The organism is Ignavibacteriales bacterium, assembly GCA_015709675.1.
In the GTDB taxonomy this organism is placed as follows: domain Bacteria; phylum Bacteroidota; class Ignavibacteria; order Ignavibacteriales; family Ignavibacteriaceae; genus H2-BAC3.
The window spans coordinates 2,200,736-2,221,118 of sequence record CP054182.1 but is presented as its reverse complement, the minus strand read 5'-3'; the positions used below and the strand labels follow the sequence as shown (position 1 = coordinate 2,221,118).

Below are 20,383 nucleotides of genomic sequence, written 5' to 3'. Positions count from 1 at the left end.
CTTTTTTCCTGGGGTTGCAAATTGAACTCTTTTTTTGTACAAATATAAGAAGATTGAAAATCCGGTCAACCTGAATATCGTGATTTTTGAAAATAGCAAATGAATAATCCCCCAACGTGCAGTAAAAGTTAAATTACTTATTATTTTCTTTACGGCATTACGGGTAAAAAAGTACCTATGACGGTCACCCCCTGATAATACCCATTATCTGTTTTACCACTTCTTCTGACTCCCTGTCCTCAAGGATATTATGCCCGCTTTCCTTATAGGTGTAATACCGGGGAAAAAGGGATTTAGAGCTAAAAAATTTCCTGGCTTCTTCCTCCTCAATGGTATTATCCATACTGCCAAAGAAGACGTGCAATGAACTGATCTGGAGTGTGCTCTTAGAAAGGATCGCAGAAAGCTTCCATAAAGCGGCAATTGCCTGCACAGGAACGGTATGATAGACCAGCCTTCTTCCTGATTCTTCCGGCAGCGACTTAACTACCACCGGCCTGAACAACCTGAAGATATGATACATCACCGGCCGGTGCAGAATATTTACATACTTCTGATGTTTTTTCTTTGGCATCAGGTAGGGCGCAGTTATCATTACGTTTTGTAAATCTGATACTGTGGTTAGCAGGAGCGCTATCATGGAACCCATCGAATGCGCAACCACATCAACTTTATTACAGACTGCTGCAAGCTGACGGTATGCATTCAGCGCATCGTTAAGCCAGTCTTCCGGTTCAACATCCCTCAGTTTTACAGGGGTTTTTAGTCCGAATCCTGTCAGCCGGGGGGAGAGATAGGGAATTCCTGCTTCTCTCAGAGCTTTTTTCAGTTCGCGGAACTCATCTGGGGAGGCACTAAATCCATGAATTAGCAGCACACCTTTTTCAAACTTTTTTTCAGGGACGTAAAACTCAGTTGCTGACTCCACAAACTGATGCGTACGCCAGTCCCGCTGGAATGCTCTCAGATATTTCTCAGACTGCCGGTAAAGATATCTCGCCCGCAGGTGAATAACCACCAGAATAAGAATGAGAACGATCAGAATGATAATTTCGAGAGATAGCAGATCTATGATAAAACTCCATTAATAAAGCCGAAAGATGGGGAAAAGCTGTGAGATATAAAAGAGAATCGGTTTTACCGGAGAGCAAGTTTGGGGGAATCCCCCCGCTCCCCGCTTATATGATAACCGGCTGCGGCCAGAGTAAGATCAAGACAGGTGATGCAGCTTTTTGCTTCTTCGTTCAGGCAGATTTTGTTGTCATAGATAAGATACTCGGTTTTATACTTCAGCGGTGTAAACGATGGCATGACCACATTAGCTCCCGCATGAAGACCGGCTTCTCTCCCCTTTGGCATCAGAGTGCCGAGTGCTGTTGTGGCTGGCATGTGGACATCGCGAAGATATATTCTTGCGGCTGCAATAACCCGCAGAGTCAGGTCAGCATCCGCTGGCTGAACTTTTGCGAATGGAGTATTTCCGGATGGCATGAAGGGCGAAATGGATATCATATCTGCTTCCAGTTCCTCACAGAGAAGGATATCATCCACTATATCATCAGAGCTTTGCCCCGGAATACCAATAATATTTCCGGTGCCAGTCTGAAAGCCGGATGATTTAAGATAACGAAGATGTTCTATGCGGTCTTCTAAAAAAGCACCCGGATGCAGTTTACGGTAAAGATGGCTGTTTGCGGTTTCATGCTTCAATAAGTAGCGGTCAGCACCTGCTTTAAGCCAACGGTCATAATCGGTAAACTCTCTCTCTCCCAGACTTAATGTTACTGCTATATCGCCGAGTTCTTTAATAGCTAAAATTGAATCCTCAATCAGCTCAGCAGATATCAAGAGACTTTCACCGGACTGCATAACCACTGTTTTAATTCCGCATTCAGCAACCAGTCTGGCAGCATCCGCAATCTCCCGGGGGCTCATGATATATCTGGTCAGATGATCATTCGATTTCCTGAGCCCGCAGTAAAGGCAGCTGCATGAGCAGTGATTTGATATCTCAATAAGCCCTCGCAGATAAATCTTATCTCCGCAGTATTGTTTTCTTACGTTACGCGCGGTTTCAAATAAATCTTCTGAAGGTATTGGTGAATCTTCATCAACCCAGCTTCTCAGATCATCGGAGCTGTAATCACTGCTTTTCATTATATATACGCTTAGAAATACACATCCTTTTCGCCGTTATCAATCCGCTCAATCATGCGGCGGACTTTATTCTGCAGCGGGCGTGAAGATTTTTCAATGGTATCCTCAATCATCTTAAGACCCTGCTCACGGCTTTCATCCGTGCCATAGTCATTCAGATATTCTTTGAAAGTAGCAAGTGCATTCGGGACGCAGATTTTTCCGATATTACCGCTCTTTGCAAGTTCCATAAAGCGGTCACCAGTACGCTCACTCCGGTAGCAAGCAGTACAGAAACTTGGCATATATCCGAGACTGCAGATATCAGCCACCACCTCATCCAATGATCTGTGGTCACCAAGCTGAAACTGTTCTGCATGAGCTTCTTTCTCAGCATCTTCATGTTCTTTATAGCTGCCCGGTGAAGTTCTGCTGCCGGCGCTTATTTGCGAAATACCAACAGTAAAAAGATCTCTTCTGAGTTCAGCCCGTTCCCTGGTTGAAAGTATCATACCTGTATAAGGAACCGCAAGCCGGATTACGGCTATTAGTTTCTTAAAACTAAGGTCATCAACCGCGTGAGGGGGCTGCAGTGCTGCAGGTGCATTAATTGCCGGTTCAAGCCGGGGAATGGAAATAGTATGGGGGCCGATGCCGTATTTGGTGTCAAGTTCAAATGCATGGGAAAGCAGTGCAAGCGTTTCAAAACGGTAATCGGTGAGTCCGAATAATGCTCCGATGCCCACATCATCAATACCTGCCATCAGTGCCCTGTCCGGTGCGTATATACGCCACGCAAAATCGCGCTTGGGACCGGCAAGGTGCATCTTCATATAGGTATCATAATGATAAGTCTCCTGAAATATCTGATAGGTACCGATGCCAAAACTTTTAAGCACCTTAAATTCGTCAAGAGAAAGAGGAGCGATATTGATATTCACTCTGCGGATATTGTTTCCGTTCTGATCAACCGCGTAAACCTGTTCAATTGCCTTCCCGACAAAATCCAGTGAAGCAAGTTTAGGATGTTCGCCGCAGACCAGCAGAAGCCGTTTATGCCCCTGGGCGACAAGAATTTCAGCTTCGTTTCTGATTTCCTCCAGTGAAAGTGACCTTCTCACCAGTTCTTTGTTGCCGGTTCTGAATGCACAGTAAAGGCAGTTATTAACGCATGCGTTGGTAAGATAGAGAGGGGCAAACATAACAAGACGGTTGCCATAAATCCTTTCTTTTACTTCCTTTGCCTCAGAAAAGAGACGGTCGTAAAGCTCCGGTGAGTTGATATTCAAAAGGGCGGCCGCTTCACGAAGGGTAATTCCCTTTGCCTCTTTTGCTTTATCTAAGATCTCAGACTGGAGTGACGGATTATGAAGCGCAGAATCTCCTATGAGACTATTAATAAGTCTTTCATTGATGAATTCCATATTTGGATGCCCTTTCTCTGTTTATGATAAGGTTTCAACTTGCATGCCACATTTTTCAGGTAAATCACTCAAATTGAGGGCACTCCCCTTTCAGGAAATGAGAAAGTTATCAGCACTTCACAAATATGAGATTACGGGGTATATTTTGCTATCTCTGCAGCCAGAATTTCCCCCTGATTTCTGGTATGCGATTTGCCGTGAATTACTTAGCGGTACATGATTATGCAAAACTACAGTGTCCTAAAATATAAAGACCAGCTCCCCGGTCAGCAGACCCGGTTAGCGGTAAGTAATTTTATCAGTTCAGGAGAAAAAATACATCCTGAAATGCTGAAGAATTATCTCCTGCAGAAAGAAGCATCGCTCAGGGTAAATCATCGTCTGGGATATCTCACCGATCAGGGAAACAATGCAATCACCCTGGCCCTAAAAGAGCTTCTCTATTTATTCAAATCCCCTGATGAACACTACCGGCAGCTTATTTACGAAATCTTTCCTGTTGATCCTTTGCAAGGGGGCGCAGGAACCTCACTCAACCAGAATATGAATGAGGTTATCGCTAATCTTGCCAATTTCATCATATTCGAGAGCACTGAGACACTTGGCCATATTCATCCCCTCGACCATGTGAATATGCATCAGTCAACCAATGATACTTTTCCGAGCGTATTCAGAGCATCGGCCCTGGTTCTTTTCAGACGGATGCAGGAGTCATTTGCCGGGCTGCAAAAGTCACTTCAGGCAAAAGAAGCGGAATTCGCGAATGTGAGAAAGCCCGGCAGAACACAGCTTCAGGATGCAGCACCGGTGACGCTTGGAATGGAATTCGGTGCTTATGCACAGGCAATTGGCCGGGACCGCTGGCGGTTTTATAACGCAGAGGAACGGCTTAAATCCATCAATCTGGGAGGTACCATGGTGGGCACCGGAGCCGGAGCGCCGCTTAAATACCGTCAGTTAATCTGCATTGAGTTTGCCGCAGTTACCGGGCTCCCTCTGGCAAAAGCTGAAGATACCTTTGAAGCCACCCAAAATCTGGACGGCATAATTGAAGCACATGGCATCATTAAAACCGCGGCGTGTAATCTGAAAAAAATTGCAAACGATCTACGGCTTCTTTCCTCCGGTCCTGAAGGAGGTTTAGCAGAAATTCACCTGCCGGAAAGACAGGCAGGGTCAACCATCATGCCAGGTAAAGTAAATCCGGTTATTCCGGAGCATGTCATACAAATAGCTGAGTGCATTAAAGCTCATGATCTGATGATATCAAATCTTGCATCAGAAGGTAACCTGGAGCTTAATCAGTATTATCCCGCAATAGCTCATTATTTCCTTAAATCACAGGAATGGCTTGCTCGTGCGGCTGATTTATTTGCCATCAATTGTATTAACGAAATAAGCGCTGATGCAGAACAATGCCGGGATATGCTCGACCGCACCTGTGCAGAGGCCGTCTGTTTTATCAGGGAGTTCGGCTATGACCGCGTGAGCATCATCGTAAAAAAAAGCCGTATCAGCGGCAAATCATTTAAAGAAATTTTTCTTAAAGAAACAGGAATTTCAGAAGCAGAATACGATAAGTATATATCTGCCCGAGGATAAACAACTATGCAGACTATTGCACAATCAGAAAGAAAAGTAATCGTATTTGCCGGACTCCGTAACGCGGGTAAATCATCCGTAATGAACGCTGTTGCCGGACAGGAAGCAAGCATTGTAAGCCCGTTTGCCGGCACCACTACCGATCCGGTAAGGAAAGCAATGGAACTTGCCTCCTACGGACCGGTTCTCCTTACAGATACCGCCGGTCTTGATGACGAGGGTGCCGTCGGGAATCTGAGAGTTTCAACGGCTCAACGGATGCTGCTTCAGGCGGATCTGATAGTATATATCATTGACGGCTCTGCAGGATATCAGGAAACTGATTCCGCTAACCTGAAACTGATAAAACAGAGTAATACTCCGTGCATTGGTATCCTTAATAAAGCCGATCTGCCCTTTGCGCCGAAAAGTGCAGCACCGTTTATTGAGCATCAGATCAGTTATATATCCTACAGCAGCATCAACGGTGACAAAAACGGACTGGTGCATTTTATCGGGGCAAATCTGCCGGCGGAATCTTCAGAAACGCTGCTCGGAGGTATGCTGCACCGGGGAGATATTGTAATCATGGTTGTGCCAATTGATCTCGGGGCTCCCAAAGGACGGCTTATTAAACCGCAGGTCTATGCAATCAGAGAATCCCTGGATGGCGATGCTATTGTAATTGTCTGTAAGGATAAAGAACTCCGTTCGGTTATCAGCCGCCTGAATGAGCCGCCAAAACTTATCATCACTGACTCCCAGGCAGTAATGCGTGTGCTTCCTGATGTACCCAAAGGAACGCAGCTTACAACATTTTCAATATTGAGCGCGCGCTTCAAGGGGGATTTAGCCGTCATGGTGGATGGATTAAAAGTAATTCCTGAACTGGAGGACGGTGATACAATACTGATAGCAGAGGCATGTACGCATCATGAAGGAGCTGATGATATCGGAAGAGTAAAAATTCCGCGATGGCTTGCCAATTTCACAAAAAAAGATCTGAAGTTTGAATTTTCCCGCGGTAACGATTTCCCCGATACTGTCAGCCAATACAAACTCATTATTCACTGCGGGGCATGTATGCTTACACAAAAGGCGATGCACAACCGGCTCCGCATAACTGCTCTGACCGGCACACCATTAGTGAATTACGGAGTGCTTATCTCTTATCTGCAGGGAGCAATGCCTTCGGTTATCGAACCTTTCCCCGAGGCAATACTTGCATGGAATGAACTTCCGGAAGCAGCTGTTTACTAACTGAGAGTTGAAAATTGATTGTTGAGAGCTATTCAACACTGATCCATCTTCCCGGTTCATAATCATAAAACCGTGCGCCGTTATCTAGTCGTACCTCCTTACCATCTGGATCAAAACTATTCAACGGGTTCCCCATCACATAATTATACCCGCTCCACCCCGGGTACTTATCCATCAACGGATCAACACTCAGCGAACAACCTAAATCACTATCGTAGTACCGCGCACCAAAATAATCATAGCCACCGGAACAAGTTGAGAGTTGATAATTGAAAGTTGAGAGTTTCTTCTCAAAATTCTTCATTGCTAATGCTTTCAATATTTCTACTAATATATTGGTATATTTATCACTTTTTTTACACTCTTTTATAGAACTGACAAGTTAATTATTGATCCATTGGTATTGTCAATTTCAGGGCTTTAGCAATGTAGTTATGAGAAAGCATTACTATCTGAAACCAAATTAAACTGAATCTTAATTTCTCTGACCAATGCTTTGCTTCTCTAAACGGTTCAAGATAATATGCAACTATTATCCACAATCCAAGTAATAATAAGTTGATTAAATCTAAAATCATATCGGATTCACCATACATTTATTAAGCGAATGATGAAATAGAAGATTGAAACCAATATTATAGTAATTGACTTTATCCTAACCGAAAAATTATAGAATCGTCGTATCGGATCCCTTTCACTTTTCTCTTGGGCAGATCTACCTTCCAAGTATTCAAATTCAAAATATAAAGCAAGCAATAAACCGAAAGCAAATATTATATCGTACATTAACAAACTAAAATCCACCAAAGTTTGTTATTACATTGTAAGTGCTACCAATAACATCTTTCGTTAGTTTTTTTTCCGGTTCGGATAAAACTTTGGAATTTTCTATTTTAGAATCAATAATCTTACTACCTAGATAAAAACCAAAATTGATTGTAGCACTATTTAAATCTTGTTGAGATTGAGAAATTCCTAACCTCAGCATACCAGATAATAAACTAATATTCGCTGATACGTTTGAGATACCTGCAAATGTGCCGGAAACAGGTGGTGCCAAGACTGTTAATAAAGCGATTACTCCTGCAATTCTTGAGGTTTCGGCAGAATAATTTTCCACTTCTTCCAATCCTTTATCGACAAATTCTTCAACTTTTTTCTTAACTGCTTTAGCTTTTGTTCCACTTGAAACTATCTTCCTTACCTCGGTTTGATTTGATATTTCCTCCCTCCGCTTGTATTTTCAACACTGCCTGAAAATGTTAATTGCAGTTCATACCAAGCATCTGACAAAGCCTGCAATATATTCGTTTTATTTTTCTCTTTATCTCTATTATCTTCATCTCCACCGCCATCGTTCACCCTCATCCCATCCGGGTCAACCAGCACAAGCGGATTATTCATCACATAATTATACGGGCTCCAGCCGGGGTATTTATCCATCAGCGGGTCAACAGTCATCCACCTGCCTAGGTCGGAGTCATAAAACCGCGCACCAAAATAGTCGTAGCCGGTTTCGGTATCGCGTTCCTTTTCGGTAAATATATACCTTTGTACGGTTCCGGTTACTAAGTTGTATTCAGCCATTTTCTCACCATAAGGCCAGTAGTCTGCGGCAAATAGAATTGTGCCTTGCTTATTGATAGTCACTCTTATTGTGCCCAGATGGTCTTTGATGTAGTAATACGGATCATCACTCCGCTCAATCTGCGGTGGTTCGGTTTCATAGTTCCAGGTATAGGTTTGCTCTGCCCTGCCTTCCAAGCCAAGACCGGAAATATGAAAAAACATCAGATATCAGTACTGCCGTTAACTCTGAATATTGAAATCCAACTTACTCCGTCTAAGATGGAACTAACCTCACTCATTTCTACTAACTCTGCTGTTCCATAATAGCAACATATACTTCAAGCACTGATCCGCCTTAGCTTATACTAAAAATATACTGACCATACACGGGATTATAGTATTTATAATTCATTTTTTAATTTTTTTACTTTTTTTTAGCATAATTATCCGGAGGACTAAAGCAATGATATTATAATATAAAAGTCCGCGCCATAGGTAATAACCGGGCAAATTTATATGAAAAAGTAAATTATATGGCACTATTACTGCTCCATTAAGATCACGGTGTATGTTGGTTCCCTCATTGTGGTAAAAATCAAAATAGTTTGAAGTTTCAATAGCTAAAGAACAACCTATTAAAAAACACATGAATCCAAGTTCTTTAATTTGATTACAATCACCTAAGAAAAATTCCTTAATTTTGAATATATTAATCATTACAAAACCGAAGAATACTCCAATAACAATAAAGAAATAAGGATTTTCAAAATAGTTGATACGTACAAAATGTGGACTACAAAGTATTGTAAGAACTAAAATAGTAAGAGAAATTTCAAGGATTGAACTCACTCGAATCCTCTCAAACATTGATTTATTTTTTTCATGCTCGACTTTAGTATTCTGTAAAAATATTGTTGTGACTAAAATAAATATTATTGAGGGAGAAAATCCAAAAATGGCGTAGTCTTTTATATACATTCCATCAATACCAAGGCCATTGCATGTCCCAACGGTTAATGAAAATCCATCCATCATGTAAAGAATATTACCAGTAGTACTCACTCTATAATACATAAAATTCAAAACTATAATAAGAATTATTACTGAGGATAGGAGATAATATTTAATTTTCATCTTCATTTTACTTCCTTCTCCATAGATTTAATTGGCTTGCTTTCCAACCAGTTTTATTTATATATCCTTTATGAAACATAGATTTGTTGAACCCAAAATATTCACTTACTTCAGATGCATTTCCATTATACTCTATCCCTGTCACTGGATGTCCGTGTCCAACTGCTTCATGCATAAATATAACATCTAGTGTTCCATTTTTATATTTATTATTGCTTTTAGAGAGTACAACATCATGATGATTTAGATTATCATTTTTATTATCTACACCAACCATTAACTCCCCAATAGCTTTGAAATACCCGCCTCCTTTGGCATCTGCTGAATTGGAAAACTCAACACTGAAAATATGCTCTCTCGAAGCAAAAACATCATAGGCTGCGGATAAGTATACGTCTTTTCCCCAATCTAAACTGCTTTCATTTGCATCAATCCTAAAATAGTGCTGATTATTATCCCCATCATTGATTATAATTTCTACAACAAAGACGTGTTCTCCTCCAAGTACTGTGTTTATTTCTTTCGCTAATCTTTCAGCATCCTTTCTGTTATTCAGTCGTACTTCTTTACCATCAGGATCAAAGCTATTCAACGGGTTCCCCATTACATAATTATACGGGCTCCAGCCGGGGTACTTATCTGCCAGCGGGTCAACCGTCATCCATCTGCCCAGGTCACTGTCATAAAACCGCGCTCCAAAATAATCGTAGCCGGTTTCGGTATCGCGTTCCTTTTCGGTAAATATATACCTCTGTACTGTTCCGGTTCCTGAGTTGTATTCTGCCATTTTTTCGCCGTAAGGCCAGTAGTCTGCTGCATAAACAACGGTGCCTTGTTTATTTATGGTCACTCTTATGGTGCCTAGATGGTCTTTAATATAATAATACGGCTCATCACTCCGTTCAATCTGCGGTGGTTCGGTTTCATAGTTCCAGTTCCATGTTTGCTCTGCCCTCCCTTCTAAGCCAAGTCCGTAAATGTTATAAAACATCAGCGTATCAGCACTGCCGCTTACTTGTCCCGTAGGGATGGCAAGGCTAAACACGGATCGTTCCTGACTTGTGAGATTAAAATACATTAATGTAATTGAGAGTTCTACCTCTGCACTCTAATCCTAAAAATGATTGCAAATTCGTAAATTATTTTATTTTCGGAACTTATTACTGACTTAAACTTTAATGTTTCTATCCTTCTGTAAACTCCTGTTATGACTAATTGTATGTACAGAGGGTAATTTTCAACAGCAAATCTGTTCTCATTTAATGATATTTTGCTAATTTCATTGGATTTATCAAAGTACATTAAAGCATTTTCACCTGTGGAATCTTTTAACCTTATTTGCTTAACAAAATATTTTACAATATTACCAGTTTCATCTACCCAAACAGGTGCTATTGCTATACCTCTCGAATTTTTTGGAAGACTATTTTGTGGAAATTCAATTTCAATATCTGAATATGATAGATTATCAAAAGGATATCTGCTTTCATCATTTAAATATATTATTGAATCTTGGGGAAAAATTAATAATGACCTGATGACAAATATTATCGTAAAATTTAAATACCTCATCTAAACTACCTATCCCTTAACAATGGAAAGAATCGAGATATTATTGGATTAAAGTTTTTATAGATTTTTGACTTTTTATAAATGCCATTAAAAGGATTTCCGGTCGGAAAGGCATTCACAGCCTGATCAAAGAGCATCTTATCAAATGACTCACTAAATAGAAGACTATTCATCGAAAAAGCATACAATTGACCTGATTCTGTGTCGTTACCTGAAAAATTCCAAATAATGCTATAAAATGTTGACACAACCCCCTTAGCAAATAAAAATGATTCCACCTCTGAATTTGCACCATATAACCCAACATTCTCATGTTGATAGCCGTGGAATAACTCATGCGCAACACTATTAAGATTCGTAGAGCCAGAACCACCTAGAATATCAGCGGCCAATATATCACCTCCTCCACTCGCATTCTGCTTAAACTGTAAAGTACCGCTTTTGCCTGAGGATAATTTTTTAAAATTGAAATTGTTAGACGATCTAATTAGTGAGTTCAAAACTATAGACCCGATTTCAACCGAGTTCATATTATTTAATGCTGATATAACTGCTGCAACAAATGGGTTATCACCTTCATATTGCATTCCTGCAGCATACGTAATGTATAGATTATTTCCCTCTTTGTCCTTTTCATCTGTGTAAATCCTGATTTCCCTACCATCCGGATCAACCAACCTCAAAGGATTATTCATCACATAATTATACGGGCTCCAGCCGGGGTATGTATCCATCAATGGATCAACACTCAGCCAACGACCTAAATCACTATCGTAGTACCGAGCTCCAAAATAATCGTAGCCAGTTTCGGTATCGCGTTCCTTTTCGGTAAATATATACCTCTGTACAGTTCCGCTCCCTGAGTTGTATTCTGCCATTTTTTCTCCGTACGGCCAGTAATCTGCGGCAAACACCACCGTACCCTGCTTATTCAAAGTAACTCGTATGGTACCCAGATGGTCTTTGATGTAGTAATATGGTTCATCACTCCGTTCAATTTGCGGTGGTTCGGTTTCATAGTTCCAGGTATAGGTTTGCTCTGCCCTGCCTTCTAAGCCAAGTCCGTAAATGTTATAAAACATGAGCGTATCAGCATTGCCGCTTACTTTGGACACGGCAAGTTCCTGACCAGTATGGTCGCGAAGGTAAAACTCCTTAGTTAAACCAGATTCTTTATATATACGGTTGCCGTTGTCATCGTATGAATACTTGACCGTTGTTCCGTTTGCGCTGAACTGCAAGGGCAGGTTCCTGTGGTCATATATAAAGTTAGAACTTGATCGGTATTCGTCTGTGGTTATGTTGCCCCGGCTGTCGGTTGAGTAGTTCGCCTCATAATACCCCATATTATCATCAGCTATTGCCAGCCAGTCAAGCCGGTTTGTTCCGGACTCATAATTATAATACATTTCCTTAAAAGTTCCGTTGCCAGGGTTGCTTCGTATCTTTGTGAGTATATTGCCGTCCGGGTCGTAACTGTATTCCTCAGAAAATGCCTGTTCTCTTTTTTCAGTGGCTAAGGTTAACCTGTTTAAGCCGTCATAAACATACTCAATTTCATTCTGCGGCAGCCCGGTTGTGCCGTCATAAGAAAAATAAGTCTCTGATATATTAGAATTATGATGATACTTTAACCCCATTTCCATTTTGCCGGTGCCCGCCTGTGAGTTAATTCTGCCGCGAAAGTCATAGCCATACTTTTGCCAGAGCGGGCTGGTCAGTCCGGTGAACCGGCTGGTATCAATCTGATCTGCATTGTTGTAAAGATACCTCTTATCAAGCCGTGCAGTGCTTTTTGCATCGTTCATACTGCTGCGCACCTCTGAGAGCCGACCTTCATCGTCATAATCAAACCAGCGGTAAAAATTCTGGTTGTGGCTGGTACTCTTGTTATAATAAAAACTCTGTTTTACCATATTATTAGCTGCGTCATACTCGTTTTTTATACGCTTCCAAGGTAAATTACCATACTTTACATCAAAAAACAACACCCTGCCCAGTGCATCGTAAATATAAACTTTGTAATTCCACGGGTCACCGGCTTTGTCTTTGAATGCAGTTGCAGCAAGCAGGCCCTTATAGTTCCGGTATTCTGCTGCAAGATTATCATATTCAGAAGGGAGTGCACCAAATACGCCCGTTCTGCTCTGGGTATCGTACATGTTGATGGTCAGCATATAGGTGTTCCAGCTTCTGTCTTCAAATGCTTCTATGGTCACACCGGAGCAGGATTTGGCAGTGTTGTAATTTGCTGATTGTTCCCGGATTAATTATGCCCGCCATTGCAGTACCCTTTCAATAAATGAAGGTTATTAAATTGGATAATTTTCTATCCTACAAATTCAATGCGATTAAATGTCATTAAAAAATCAATTAGCAAGCCGGGTGAAATATCACTTGATCTTAAATAAAGTATTGTTATATCAGGGGTTTAATTGAGGACTCTCCCCCATTAAACAAAGATTCAGTCAAAATTTAGAAACTGGTTTTTTATTGAGCAAGAAATATTTATAGAGATTTTTGTAGTTGTGAGAAATATCACATTTGCTTTTACCTCAATTTAGGAATATTCTCCAAAGGTGCTGTTTAAACCACAAAATAAAATGATCCCCAAAAACAAAAAAGCCCCGGCAGAATACCAGGGCTTTTGAAATTATAAATTCAAACAAATTCATCCTTCATTCCGCCGGATCATACTTCACAATTGTTACTGTATAGTAATCCTCACATCTATACCAGCTTCATTGGTAGTTGTTGGCGGTATTCTTGCGGCACCTTCCGGTGATACGCTTGAGCGTTTATAGAATACGGACATAGTTACCCGTGCACTCAGGACGTATTTGATTCTCGGCTCAAGAGAGGTCCGCGTTGTACCATCCTGCGGAGTTCCCTCTTCCTTGAAGTTTGCCATATCAAACACAATAGTTGATGATCTGGTGTTTGTATATGAGAAGATAAACTCAATATCATTTTTCAGCGCAATACCAAAAAGTGGCAGTTCAAAACCTGATTTAGAATAATTCAGTGATATACCGATATCCCGTGAAAATCCTTCCGTGATGTTTTTGGTTGTAACGCCAAGATCAAACGAAGAGCGGGTTGAGTATTTAATATTGCCTGAAAGATTGCCTTCCCACAGGGTATTAAAAGTTACATTCATACCAATGAGCGGCTGGAATCCGAGAGTAATTTTCTGATTCTGTGTAACCTGAGTTCCGTCCGGGTTTATCTTCCATCCTTCTGCATAATCAGATGAATATGCATGGTCAAGAGAGACACGCTTGGTGAAGTTGCTGAAGATGCTGTATTTCTCAAGTCCATCCCAGGTAATTCTCCAGTTGGGGCGCGGTATATAATTCGCGACATCCTCAAGGAATCCCATGCCCGAAAGGAACGGCAGTGTTTCAAATCCTTCAACAAATGCTTTTGAAAGACTCTGCGCCTGATTGGGGTCTGTGGGGCGGTAGAGTTCATGCACACGCTTGATGCCTGAGTTTAATGCACTCAGGAAGAACACAGGCGGTATGCTCATAAATGAACGGTTGATGGAACCGGTTGAGGTAATGTTGGTCACACGGACATTGCCGAGCGAATCGCTTCGCAGGGTGGTATTTTTATTGGTTGACCAGCCGAGTTTCCAGTTGATTTCAATGCGCGCGCCTTCCCACAGCGGGCGTGAGGTGCGTATATCAAATGTATATTTCTGAGAAGGATTATCCTGCAGATTTCCGTTTGCGGCACGCCTGCCCACATCATTACTGAGTCCGAGCATAAATGCACGGCTGGGTCCCTCGTCGGAATTCTCCTTAATACCAAAGAAATTCCTGAATCCGTTACCGGTTCCATATATACCTGAAGCGCTTATCTGATTGCCGCTGCTGAATGAAACGTTTATATTTTCATAGTCAAAGAAAATAAAACGGCTTGCTGATTTCAGAAAAAGCAGCGCGTTTGCCAGTGTGGAGGGCTTAGGAGGACCCTGAACAGTATCCTGAACTGTTGTAACGGTTTTGGAAGTATCTCCGGGAGTAACCTGCTGATCAGGGTTTTCAAAATCTCTGGTTCTTTCTCTGTTTTGCTGTACCTGAGGAGCCGGTTTTTTCTCTTCCGGTTTAACATCCAGATCAGCAAACCATGACTGCGTCAAAGCTTTCAGCTTTATTGAAAGAGATGTATTAAAAGTTCCTGTCGCGTTTACGCTTCTCCCCAGATCAAGCTGGCGTATATCATCCTGCCATCCGTAGCGGGCATTATACCCTGCCGTTACGGTAAAATATCTTGATATATCCCAGAGCGACGGCAGACGGGGCGAGGTCTTTATATCAAAAGTCTGGTTAAAGGTAAGATCTCTTCCGAAAAATTCCCCGGTTACGATATCTTTCCATATCCGTGATTCACTCCGCTCCTGATTGAACTGGTCCACTTCAAGATACGCAAGGGTTGCGGCAGCGTCATAATTATACGTCGTGGTGATGTTAAAGAAACCATTCTCGGTAATCTTCCATCCGACTGCCATACCGCGCGTTGTGCCAAAATCCCGCGAAACTGTTTCATTGGAAAGCCCTGCCTGAGCAAGACGCGTTGAGCTGAAATTCTTATTCCTTTTTGCAGTAATATTATAGCTGAATGACTGAGGCGTAAAATAGACCTTGGCATTCCGGTAATCCTTGAAAACATCAATCAGCTCACCCAGGTAGGGTATCTTCGAAGGATAAAAGAAATAATCCGGACTTAGGGTTATTGCGTAATTCATATTAGCGTTCCAGATCCAGTTCTTGCTGGCAAGCGTGGACGGGTTACGGCTGAATGATTTATTATAATTAAACCCGAACGTTAATGCATTCCATGTATCCCGGATAAGCCAGTAGTTGCTCGGAATTTTCAGTTTGATAGTTCCGAGTGACCAGGAGTCAGAGGTGGAAAGCGTCTGCGCATCAATGGCAATCTGACGAGCAAGTTTATCTGCTTCCTGGGGTGAATATCCTTCTTCGATAATCAGCCGTTCACGGTATAACCTAACCGCCTCATCCACTTTGATATCGGTAGCCGGCAGATAGAGCGGTTTGCCAACACTTTCAGTACGGCTGAAATTCAACCGCAGTGTGCTTCCAGGGAGACTCATGGGAATAAGCCGGAGCACATCAACGTCGGCAGCAAGACTCCAGTTAACCGATTCTATTCTTGAGCCGAAACGTTCCGCCAGGCGGTGAAAGAATGGATTGGTCTGCGCCATATTAAAGCTGAGGGTCATCAGGTCCGCGAACTTAATGGATGTAGCGCCGCTATAAGCCCAGCCCGGTGTTTCATCCGCACCGATAACACGAAGTTCGTTAACCCAGATTTCGCCGCTGAGGGGTCCGACAGTCGGGCCGTCAAATTTATTATATATACCAACCTGCAGGAACTTTACCTGAGTAAGAGTCGGGTTACCCTTTACCTGATAGTAATGACCTGGTTTGCCCGGTACGGCTCTCCTGAAAACTGTATTGGCAGAATCACGCGCCTGCTTGAGTGCAGTCAGTTCACTGAACTTAATGGTAATCTCATTCCACCCTTTTCTTACCGGCTGACGGTACTCATAGTAACTGTTGGAATCACTGCCGAACTGGAAATATACTTCTGACTCATAGAGATTATCATCCGGTGAATACGAAATGGAACCCGGAATTGCATTTTCCTCACCGTGAATAAAGAGCTTCATTTCAGAATAGTTAAAAACGTCGAGCGGGCGGACGAGTGTCTTTACCGCTTCTCGCTTCTCCCCGTCAGGAAGATCACGGATGATGAGACTTAGTGACTGCTCATTGCGCAATATATCCTGATCAGGGCGGCTGCGGTCACGCTCTCTCTGTACGCCGTCAGGACTTGAGTAGTTCGGGTTATCTTCTATGTTCACAACTGAAAGAGAAAGCACTGAGTCGTCCGGCGCACCGGCAACAGTTACTTTTCTCCACTGATTACCGACAAGGTTGAACTCCGTCATTCTGAAGTGAATCATATCGGATGCATCAGTCGTAAAAAGACGGATATATTCAACAACAGAAAAGCTCGGGTCCCCCACTTTATCAGTAAAGTCCTTAAGCGGAATGCGGAAAAGATACCAGTTGTCATTGTTACCCCCGCCCACAACAAACGGGTTTGTTGTCCGGTTGGTGTCCAGAGGTATTTCATAACGGTAATAGTTATTTAACTGATCTAAGTTGCCGTTGCGGTTAAGATCTTCGGTATCAGGGAACCGGCCGATATCGGAGAGGGCTGCGTTTCCTTCCGTACCATTTATATTAAAATAGTCATAGATATTATATCTGCCTGAAAGACTTAGTCCGAAGTCATCATTCGAAGGATCAGGTCTGGTGCTGCCGAAGGTTGTCTGTTCAGCAGCATTCAATAAGCGGTCAATACCGGTATCTTCCCCCTGATCAATAAGATCGTTCTGATTAATATCTTCTGTGTTAAGCTGATTATTCGGAATAACGTCTTCTGATATTTTTCCGAGATCTATATATATTTTCCCGTCAGCAGGTGCCTCGCGAATCTGCATCCAGAACTCTATAAATTCGATATTCTCATCAACAAGATTGTTTGCCGTGGTTGAGAGCAGTTTCATCATACCGCCCCATGACTTCCTCTTATCAAGAAAATTCGGGTTATAATTGTACGTTCCCGGCGTATCAGGCACAAAGACATAATCCAGAACCGTAACCGCTTCATCACCGCGGGCTACTTTACGGTCAGGCCATATCTGATTTACCACCACATTTGACGGCAGGAAGTTAAACCACCAAGCTTTGCCCTTGTAGTTCATTCTTTCAAGAATAAGCTTGGTTTCAACATCAGAATAGAGCTTTGGCACACTCAGATCACGCCACACCGTATAGCTTATACCAACGGGAATAATTCTTTTTGCGCCTTCAAAATCATCTATATAAGCAATACTCTTTCCGCCGTCAGAAGCTATGGTGCTCTTCTTAGTATTAGGATCAGGACTCATATAAGCAAACTCACCCCGGAAAGACATGGTGGAGGGAGTTCTTGTTGAGATTACATTATCCAGCAGAGAAGTCAGGAACGGAAGGTCAAACTCCGTTGAGAAATCCAGTCCGTATATAGAGTTACTGAGCGGCTCCTCACCTATCCGCACTTTATCACTCAGAGTCTGCTCAGATAACGTAAGTGCGGAGAAACCAAATTTTGTTTTCTGGCTTACATCCACAATACCCCTCATACCAAAAAGTGTTTTTGACGCTATCTGGAAAAGATCGTTTTCCTCATACGTTATCCTGAGATTTGCACCCGGTACCAGAGCAGCGCTGTTGCGAATAGTAAGATTACCGATGTTATAGTCAACTACGTAGTCCACACCAGGGGTTAGTTCCCTTCCGTCAAGCGTGACGCGTACGGAATTTTCTACTACGTTAAAGCCGAGCGGATAGTTTGAACTTGCCTCACCTGAAACTTTACCCGTGATGATAAACTTATCTTTCAGTTTATTATACTTTGCTATGGTCTGGGTAGTATCATACACGTCAAGATACCGCAAAGAGTCCGCATTGGGGAGGCTCTGAGGGATATTTCTGCCGAACGGCTGCAGCACAGGAAAGATAATTTCACCTGTTTCAGGCATCACGGTCTTATTCACCAGGAAGTCAAATAGTCCGTCAGCACCGGGATTGCTGCTTTGGTCAATAAGATCAAGCCCGAATGCGTTCATAATTCGTGTATTCCCGAGAAGCGATACCGGATCCTGTCCGTCAATTTCGTATTTAATATCAAGCTCGAATCCCTCTTTCTTGATATTTCTCACTCCGAGCGGATATATATTCTTCAGGAGGAGTTTCCATGCGGTAGTGTTTGAGGGCTGCAGATTCTGCGGTTTGATAAGTTTAAGCACAAGACGCTTGGATGTATCAGCCGTAGCATCGGTAAGAAACTCACCGAAATACTGGTCATCTGAAGGACCTTCCAGATCACCGTCAATGGAATATGATACCGCGAGAATATCCGTTTCATTGGGAGTTGCTTTGAATGATACAAATCCCGCTGCTTTCTGTACGGTATAATCTTTCCCCTCAACAAGTTTAATGAATCTGCCCTTTATAATTCTGCCGTTGACCTCCTCCACATCACGGAAGCTGTCGTTATATATTTGTCCGCCTGCAAGGGGGGGCAGGTTTATATACGCAATCACATTTCGTTCGGAAGGGTCGCGAAGCGCCTGCCCGACTGATTTCCAGACTTCAATATCCTTAATCTGATATCTGCTGTCAATAAGCGGAATCGGATTTGCATAGTATTTATTAAAGAGGTTAAGGTCCGCTGAGGTATCCGCATAAACTGAATCCACAAAATAGTGGGCACGTGAATACTCATGCGCGCGGATGGTAAATTCCTGCGAAGAAGTACCCCCTGAAAGTGCCTTTTCCTTCACTTCACCTTTTTTCTGCGAGGCAAGTGCCGTAAGCGTAAGAGGACCCATTTTGAAATTTGCCTTCACACCAAAGAGCGCTTCACTGCCGCCTACTAAGGATGAGGTCTGCAATGATACGTTACCTGCTTCGATGCTCTGAACTATCTCATCTTCATAGCCGGTATATTTCAGTTTTAACTGATTTTCATATTCAAATGTTCTTTCAGTATTCCAGTCAGCGTTAATCTGAAGTTTGTCACCAATGGTGCCGTTAACGTTTATCTGAACCTGCTGCTTGAAATCGGGCTCGTTTCGGGTATTGCCGAGGCGTGAGGCAGTAACCCCTTCGGTGGTTTCATTTCTCCATGCGCCATGTATATCAACCGCACCTCCGATTCGCAAACTTATTTTTGGCGCGCCGAATATACTCAACACACCAACGGAAGGAAGAGGAATTTCAAAATCGGTAAAATCTTTTATCAGCCCGGCTAAGTCTTTTTTGTTATCCTTCAGTTCATATTTATAGGCCAGTGCATCCCAAAGTTCACGTTCCCTGCTTTTAAGGCGGAGTTCAATATATTCTTCTATCGGAACGCGTAGTGTCATTCTGGTCTGCTGAGTACCAATGAATTCTTTAATCTCAACATACTTACCGGTTGAGTCTATGGTAACAGTTCGCTTTTTCTGGGAGGTGCTTTCGGTAAAAAACTTTGAGGGTTTTGGCGTGTAAATTGAAATATAGGGCTGTTCACTTCGTTTGTAGCGGAAGTGGGCTATTCTGGCAGTTGAATCCAGAGCCATGGAATCAACTTTCACCGTGTCAGCAGCAAGTAGGGTTTCTGTGGAATCGGAGAAAAGGGAATCCTGCTGCTCTTCCTGAACAGGTTCTTTAAATGTATCAGGGGTAATGGTTGAATCAGCAAGGAAACTGCTGCCCGGGATGTGATTCTCGTAAAGGGTAACAGCATCCTGATGATCACCGGTTTCATTCCGGTTGAATTCCGGCCGGGATCCATCCTCTGAAAGCCCGCCGGTCTGCATGGAAAAAATTGCACCAAACCAGAGGCGTGAATTCACCTGGCTTTCACCGGCAGGGTGAGCCCCCATAACAAGAATTGAGAGCACTGATATAATACCCGGCAGGAACACAGTTGATAACTTTCCTGCTGCCTTAACCGCGTTTTTTATTCTTGAACCTATTGAAAGTAAATAACTTGTAGCAATTAAACGATAGTGAACCGGATATTTTTTCAGAGCCGAAATATAAGAAAAACACCCAAAAACAAACTCAGTAAATATC

At 42.5% G+C, this 20,383-nt stretch carries 13 protein-coding genes; 2 read left to right on the top strand and 11 right to left on the bottom strand.

Going from position 1 to position 20,383, the window contains the following annotated elements:
* Positions 1 to 184: 184 nt before the first annotated feature.
* The 3 genes from HRU80_08270 to hydG all read right to left on the bottom strand — a co-directional run bounded on the left by HRU80_08270 (position 185) and on the right by hydG (position 3,560).
* Positions 185 to 1,018: an alpha/beta fold hydrolase gene (locus HRU80_08270; protein ID QOJ28878.1), complete on the bottom strand. Its 834-nt coding sequence runs from the start codon at positions 1,016 to 1,018 to the stop codon at positions 185 to 187.
* Positions 1,019 to 1,137: 119 nt separating this feature from the next.
* Positions 1,138 to 2,157 (bottom strand): [FeFe] hydrogenase H-cluster radical SAM maturase HydE, encoded by a 1,020-nt coding sequence (gene hydE / locus HRU80_08265; GenBank protein ID QOJ28877.1) that lies wholly within the window; start codon positions 2,155 to 2,157, stop codon positions 1,138 to 1,140.
* Between the two features lie 11 nt (positions 2,158 to 2,168).
* On the bottom strand, positions 2,169 to 3,560 hold the full coding sequence (gene hydG, locus HRU80_08260) for a [FeFe] hydrogenase H-cluster radical SAM maturase HydG (protein ID QOJ28876.1): 1,392 nt from the start codon (positions 3,558 to 3,560) through the stop codon (positions 2,169 to 2,171).
* A gap of 222 nt (positions 3,561 to 3,782) precedes the next feature.
* Between hydG and HRU80_08255 the strand changes: the two genes are divergently transcribed.
* Together HRU80_08255 and hydF are read left to right on the top strand one after the other, a co-directional pair.
* Positions 3,783 to 5,162 carry an aspartate ammonia-lyase gene (locus tag HRU80_08255; GenBank protein QOJ28875.1) on the top strand — a complete coding sequence of 460 codons (1,380 nt, stop codon included), beginning with the start codon at positions 3,783 to 3,785 and terminating at the stop codon, positions 5,160 to 5,162.
* A 6-nt stretch (positions 5,163 to 5,168) separates the two neighbouring features.
* Positions 5,169 to 6,401 (top strand): [FeFe] hydrogenase H-cluster maturation GTPase HydF, encoded by a 1,233-nt coding sequence (gene hydF / locus HRU80_08250; GenBank protein ID QOJ28874.1) that lies wholly within the window; start codon positions 5,169 to 5,171, stop codon positions 6,399 to 6,401.
* Between the two features lie 28 nt (positions 6,402 to 6,429).
* Here the strand turns inward: hydF and HRU80_08245 are convergent, their stop codons facing one another.
* From HRU80_08245 to sprA, 8 genes are all read right to left on the bottom strand, one after another.
* A complete protein-coding gene (locus HRU80_08245; protein ID QOJ28873.1) occupies positions 6,430 to 6,720 on the bottom strand; it encodes a hypothetical protein in 291 nt (96 codons plus the stop codon).
* A gap of 474 nt (positions 6,721 to 7,194) precedes the next feature.
* Complete coding sequence (locus HRU80_08240; GenBank protein ID QOJ28872.1) at positions 7,195 to 7,521, bottom strand: hypothetical protein; 327 nt, start codon at positions 7,519 to 7,521, stop codon at positions 7,195 to 7,197.
* Between the two features lie 80 nt (positions 7,522 to 7,601).
* Positions 7,602 to 8,192: an RHS repeat-associated core domain-containing protein gene (locus HRU80_08235; GenBank protein QOJ28871.1), complete on the bottom strand. Its 591-nt coding sequence runs from the start codon at positions 8,190 to 8,192 to the stop codon at positions 7,602 to 7,604.
* A gap of 186 nt (positions 8,193 to 8,378) precedes the next feature.
* A complete protein-coding gene (locus tag HRU80_08230; protein ID QOJ28870.1) occupies positions 8,379 to 9,110 on the bottom strand; it encodes a hypothetical protein in 732 nt (243 codons plus the stop codon).
* A gap of 1 nt (position 9,111) precedes the next feature.
* Positions 9,112 to 10,149: an RHS repeat-associated core domain-containing protein gene (locus HRU80_08225; GenBank protein ID QOJ28869.1), complete on the bottom strand. Its 1,038-nt coding sequence runs from the start codon at positions 10,147 to 10,149 to the stop codon at positions 9,112 to 9,114.
* 50 nt (positions 10,150 to 10,199) lie between these two features.
* A complete protein-coding gene (locus tag HRU80_08220) occupies positions 10,200 to 10,676 on the bottom strand; it encodes a hypothetical protein (protein QOJ28868.1) in 477 nt (158 codons plus the stop codon).
* A gap of 5 nt (positions 10,677 to 10,681) precedes the next feature.
* A complete protein-coding gene (locus HRU80_08215; protein QOJ28867.1) occupies positions 10,682 to 12,895 on the bottom strand; it encodes a hypothetical protein in 2,214 nt (737 codons plus the stop codon).
* Between the two features lie 488 nt (positions 12,896 to 13,383).
* Positions 13,384 to 20,124 carry a cell surface protein SprA gene (gene sprA / locus HRU80_08210; protein QOJ30492.1) on the bottom strand — a complete coding sequence of 2,247 codons (6,741 nt, stop codon included), beginning with the start codon at positions 20,122 to 20,124 and terminating at the stop codon, positions 13,384 to 13,386.
* Positions 20,125 to 20,383: the final 259 nt, after the last annotated feature.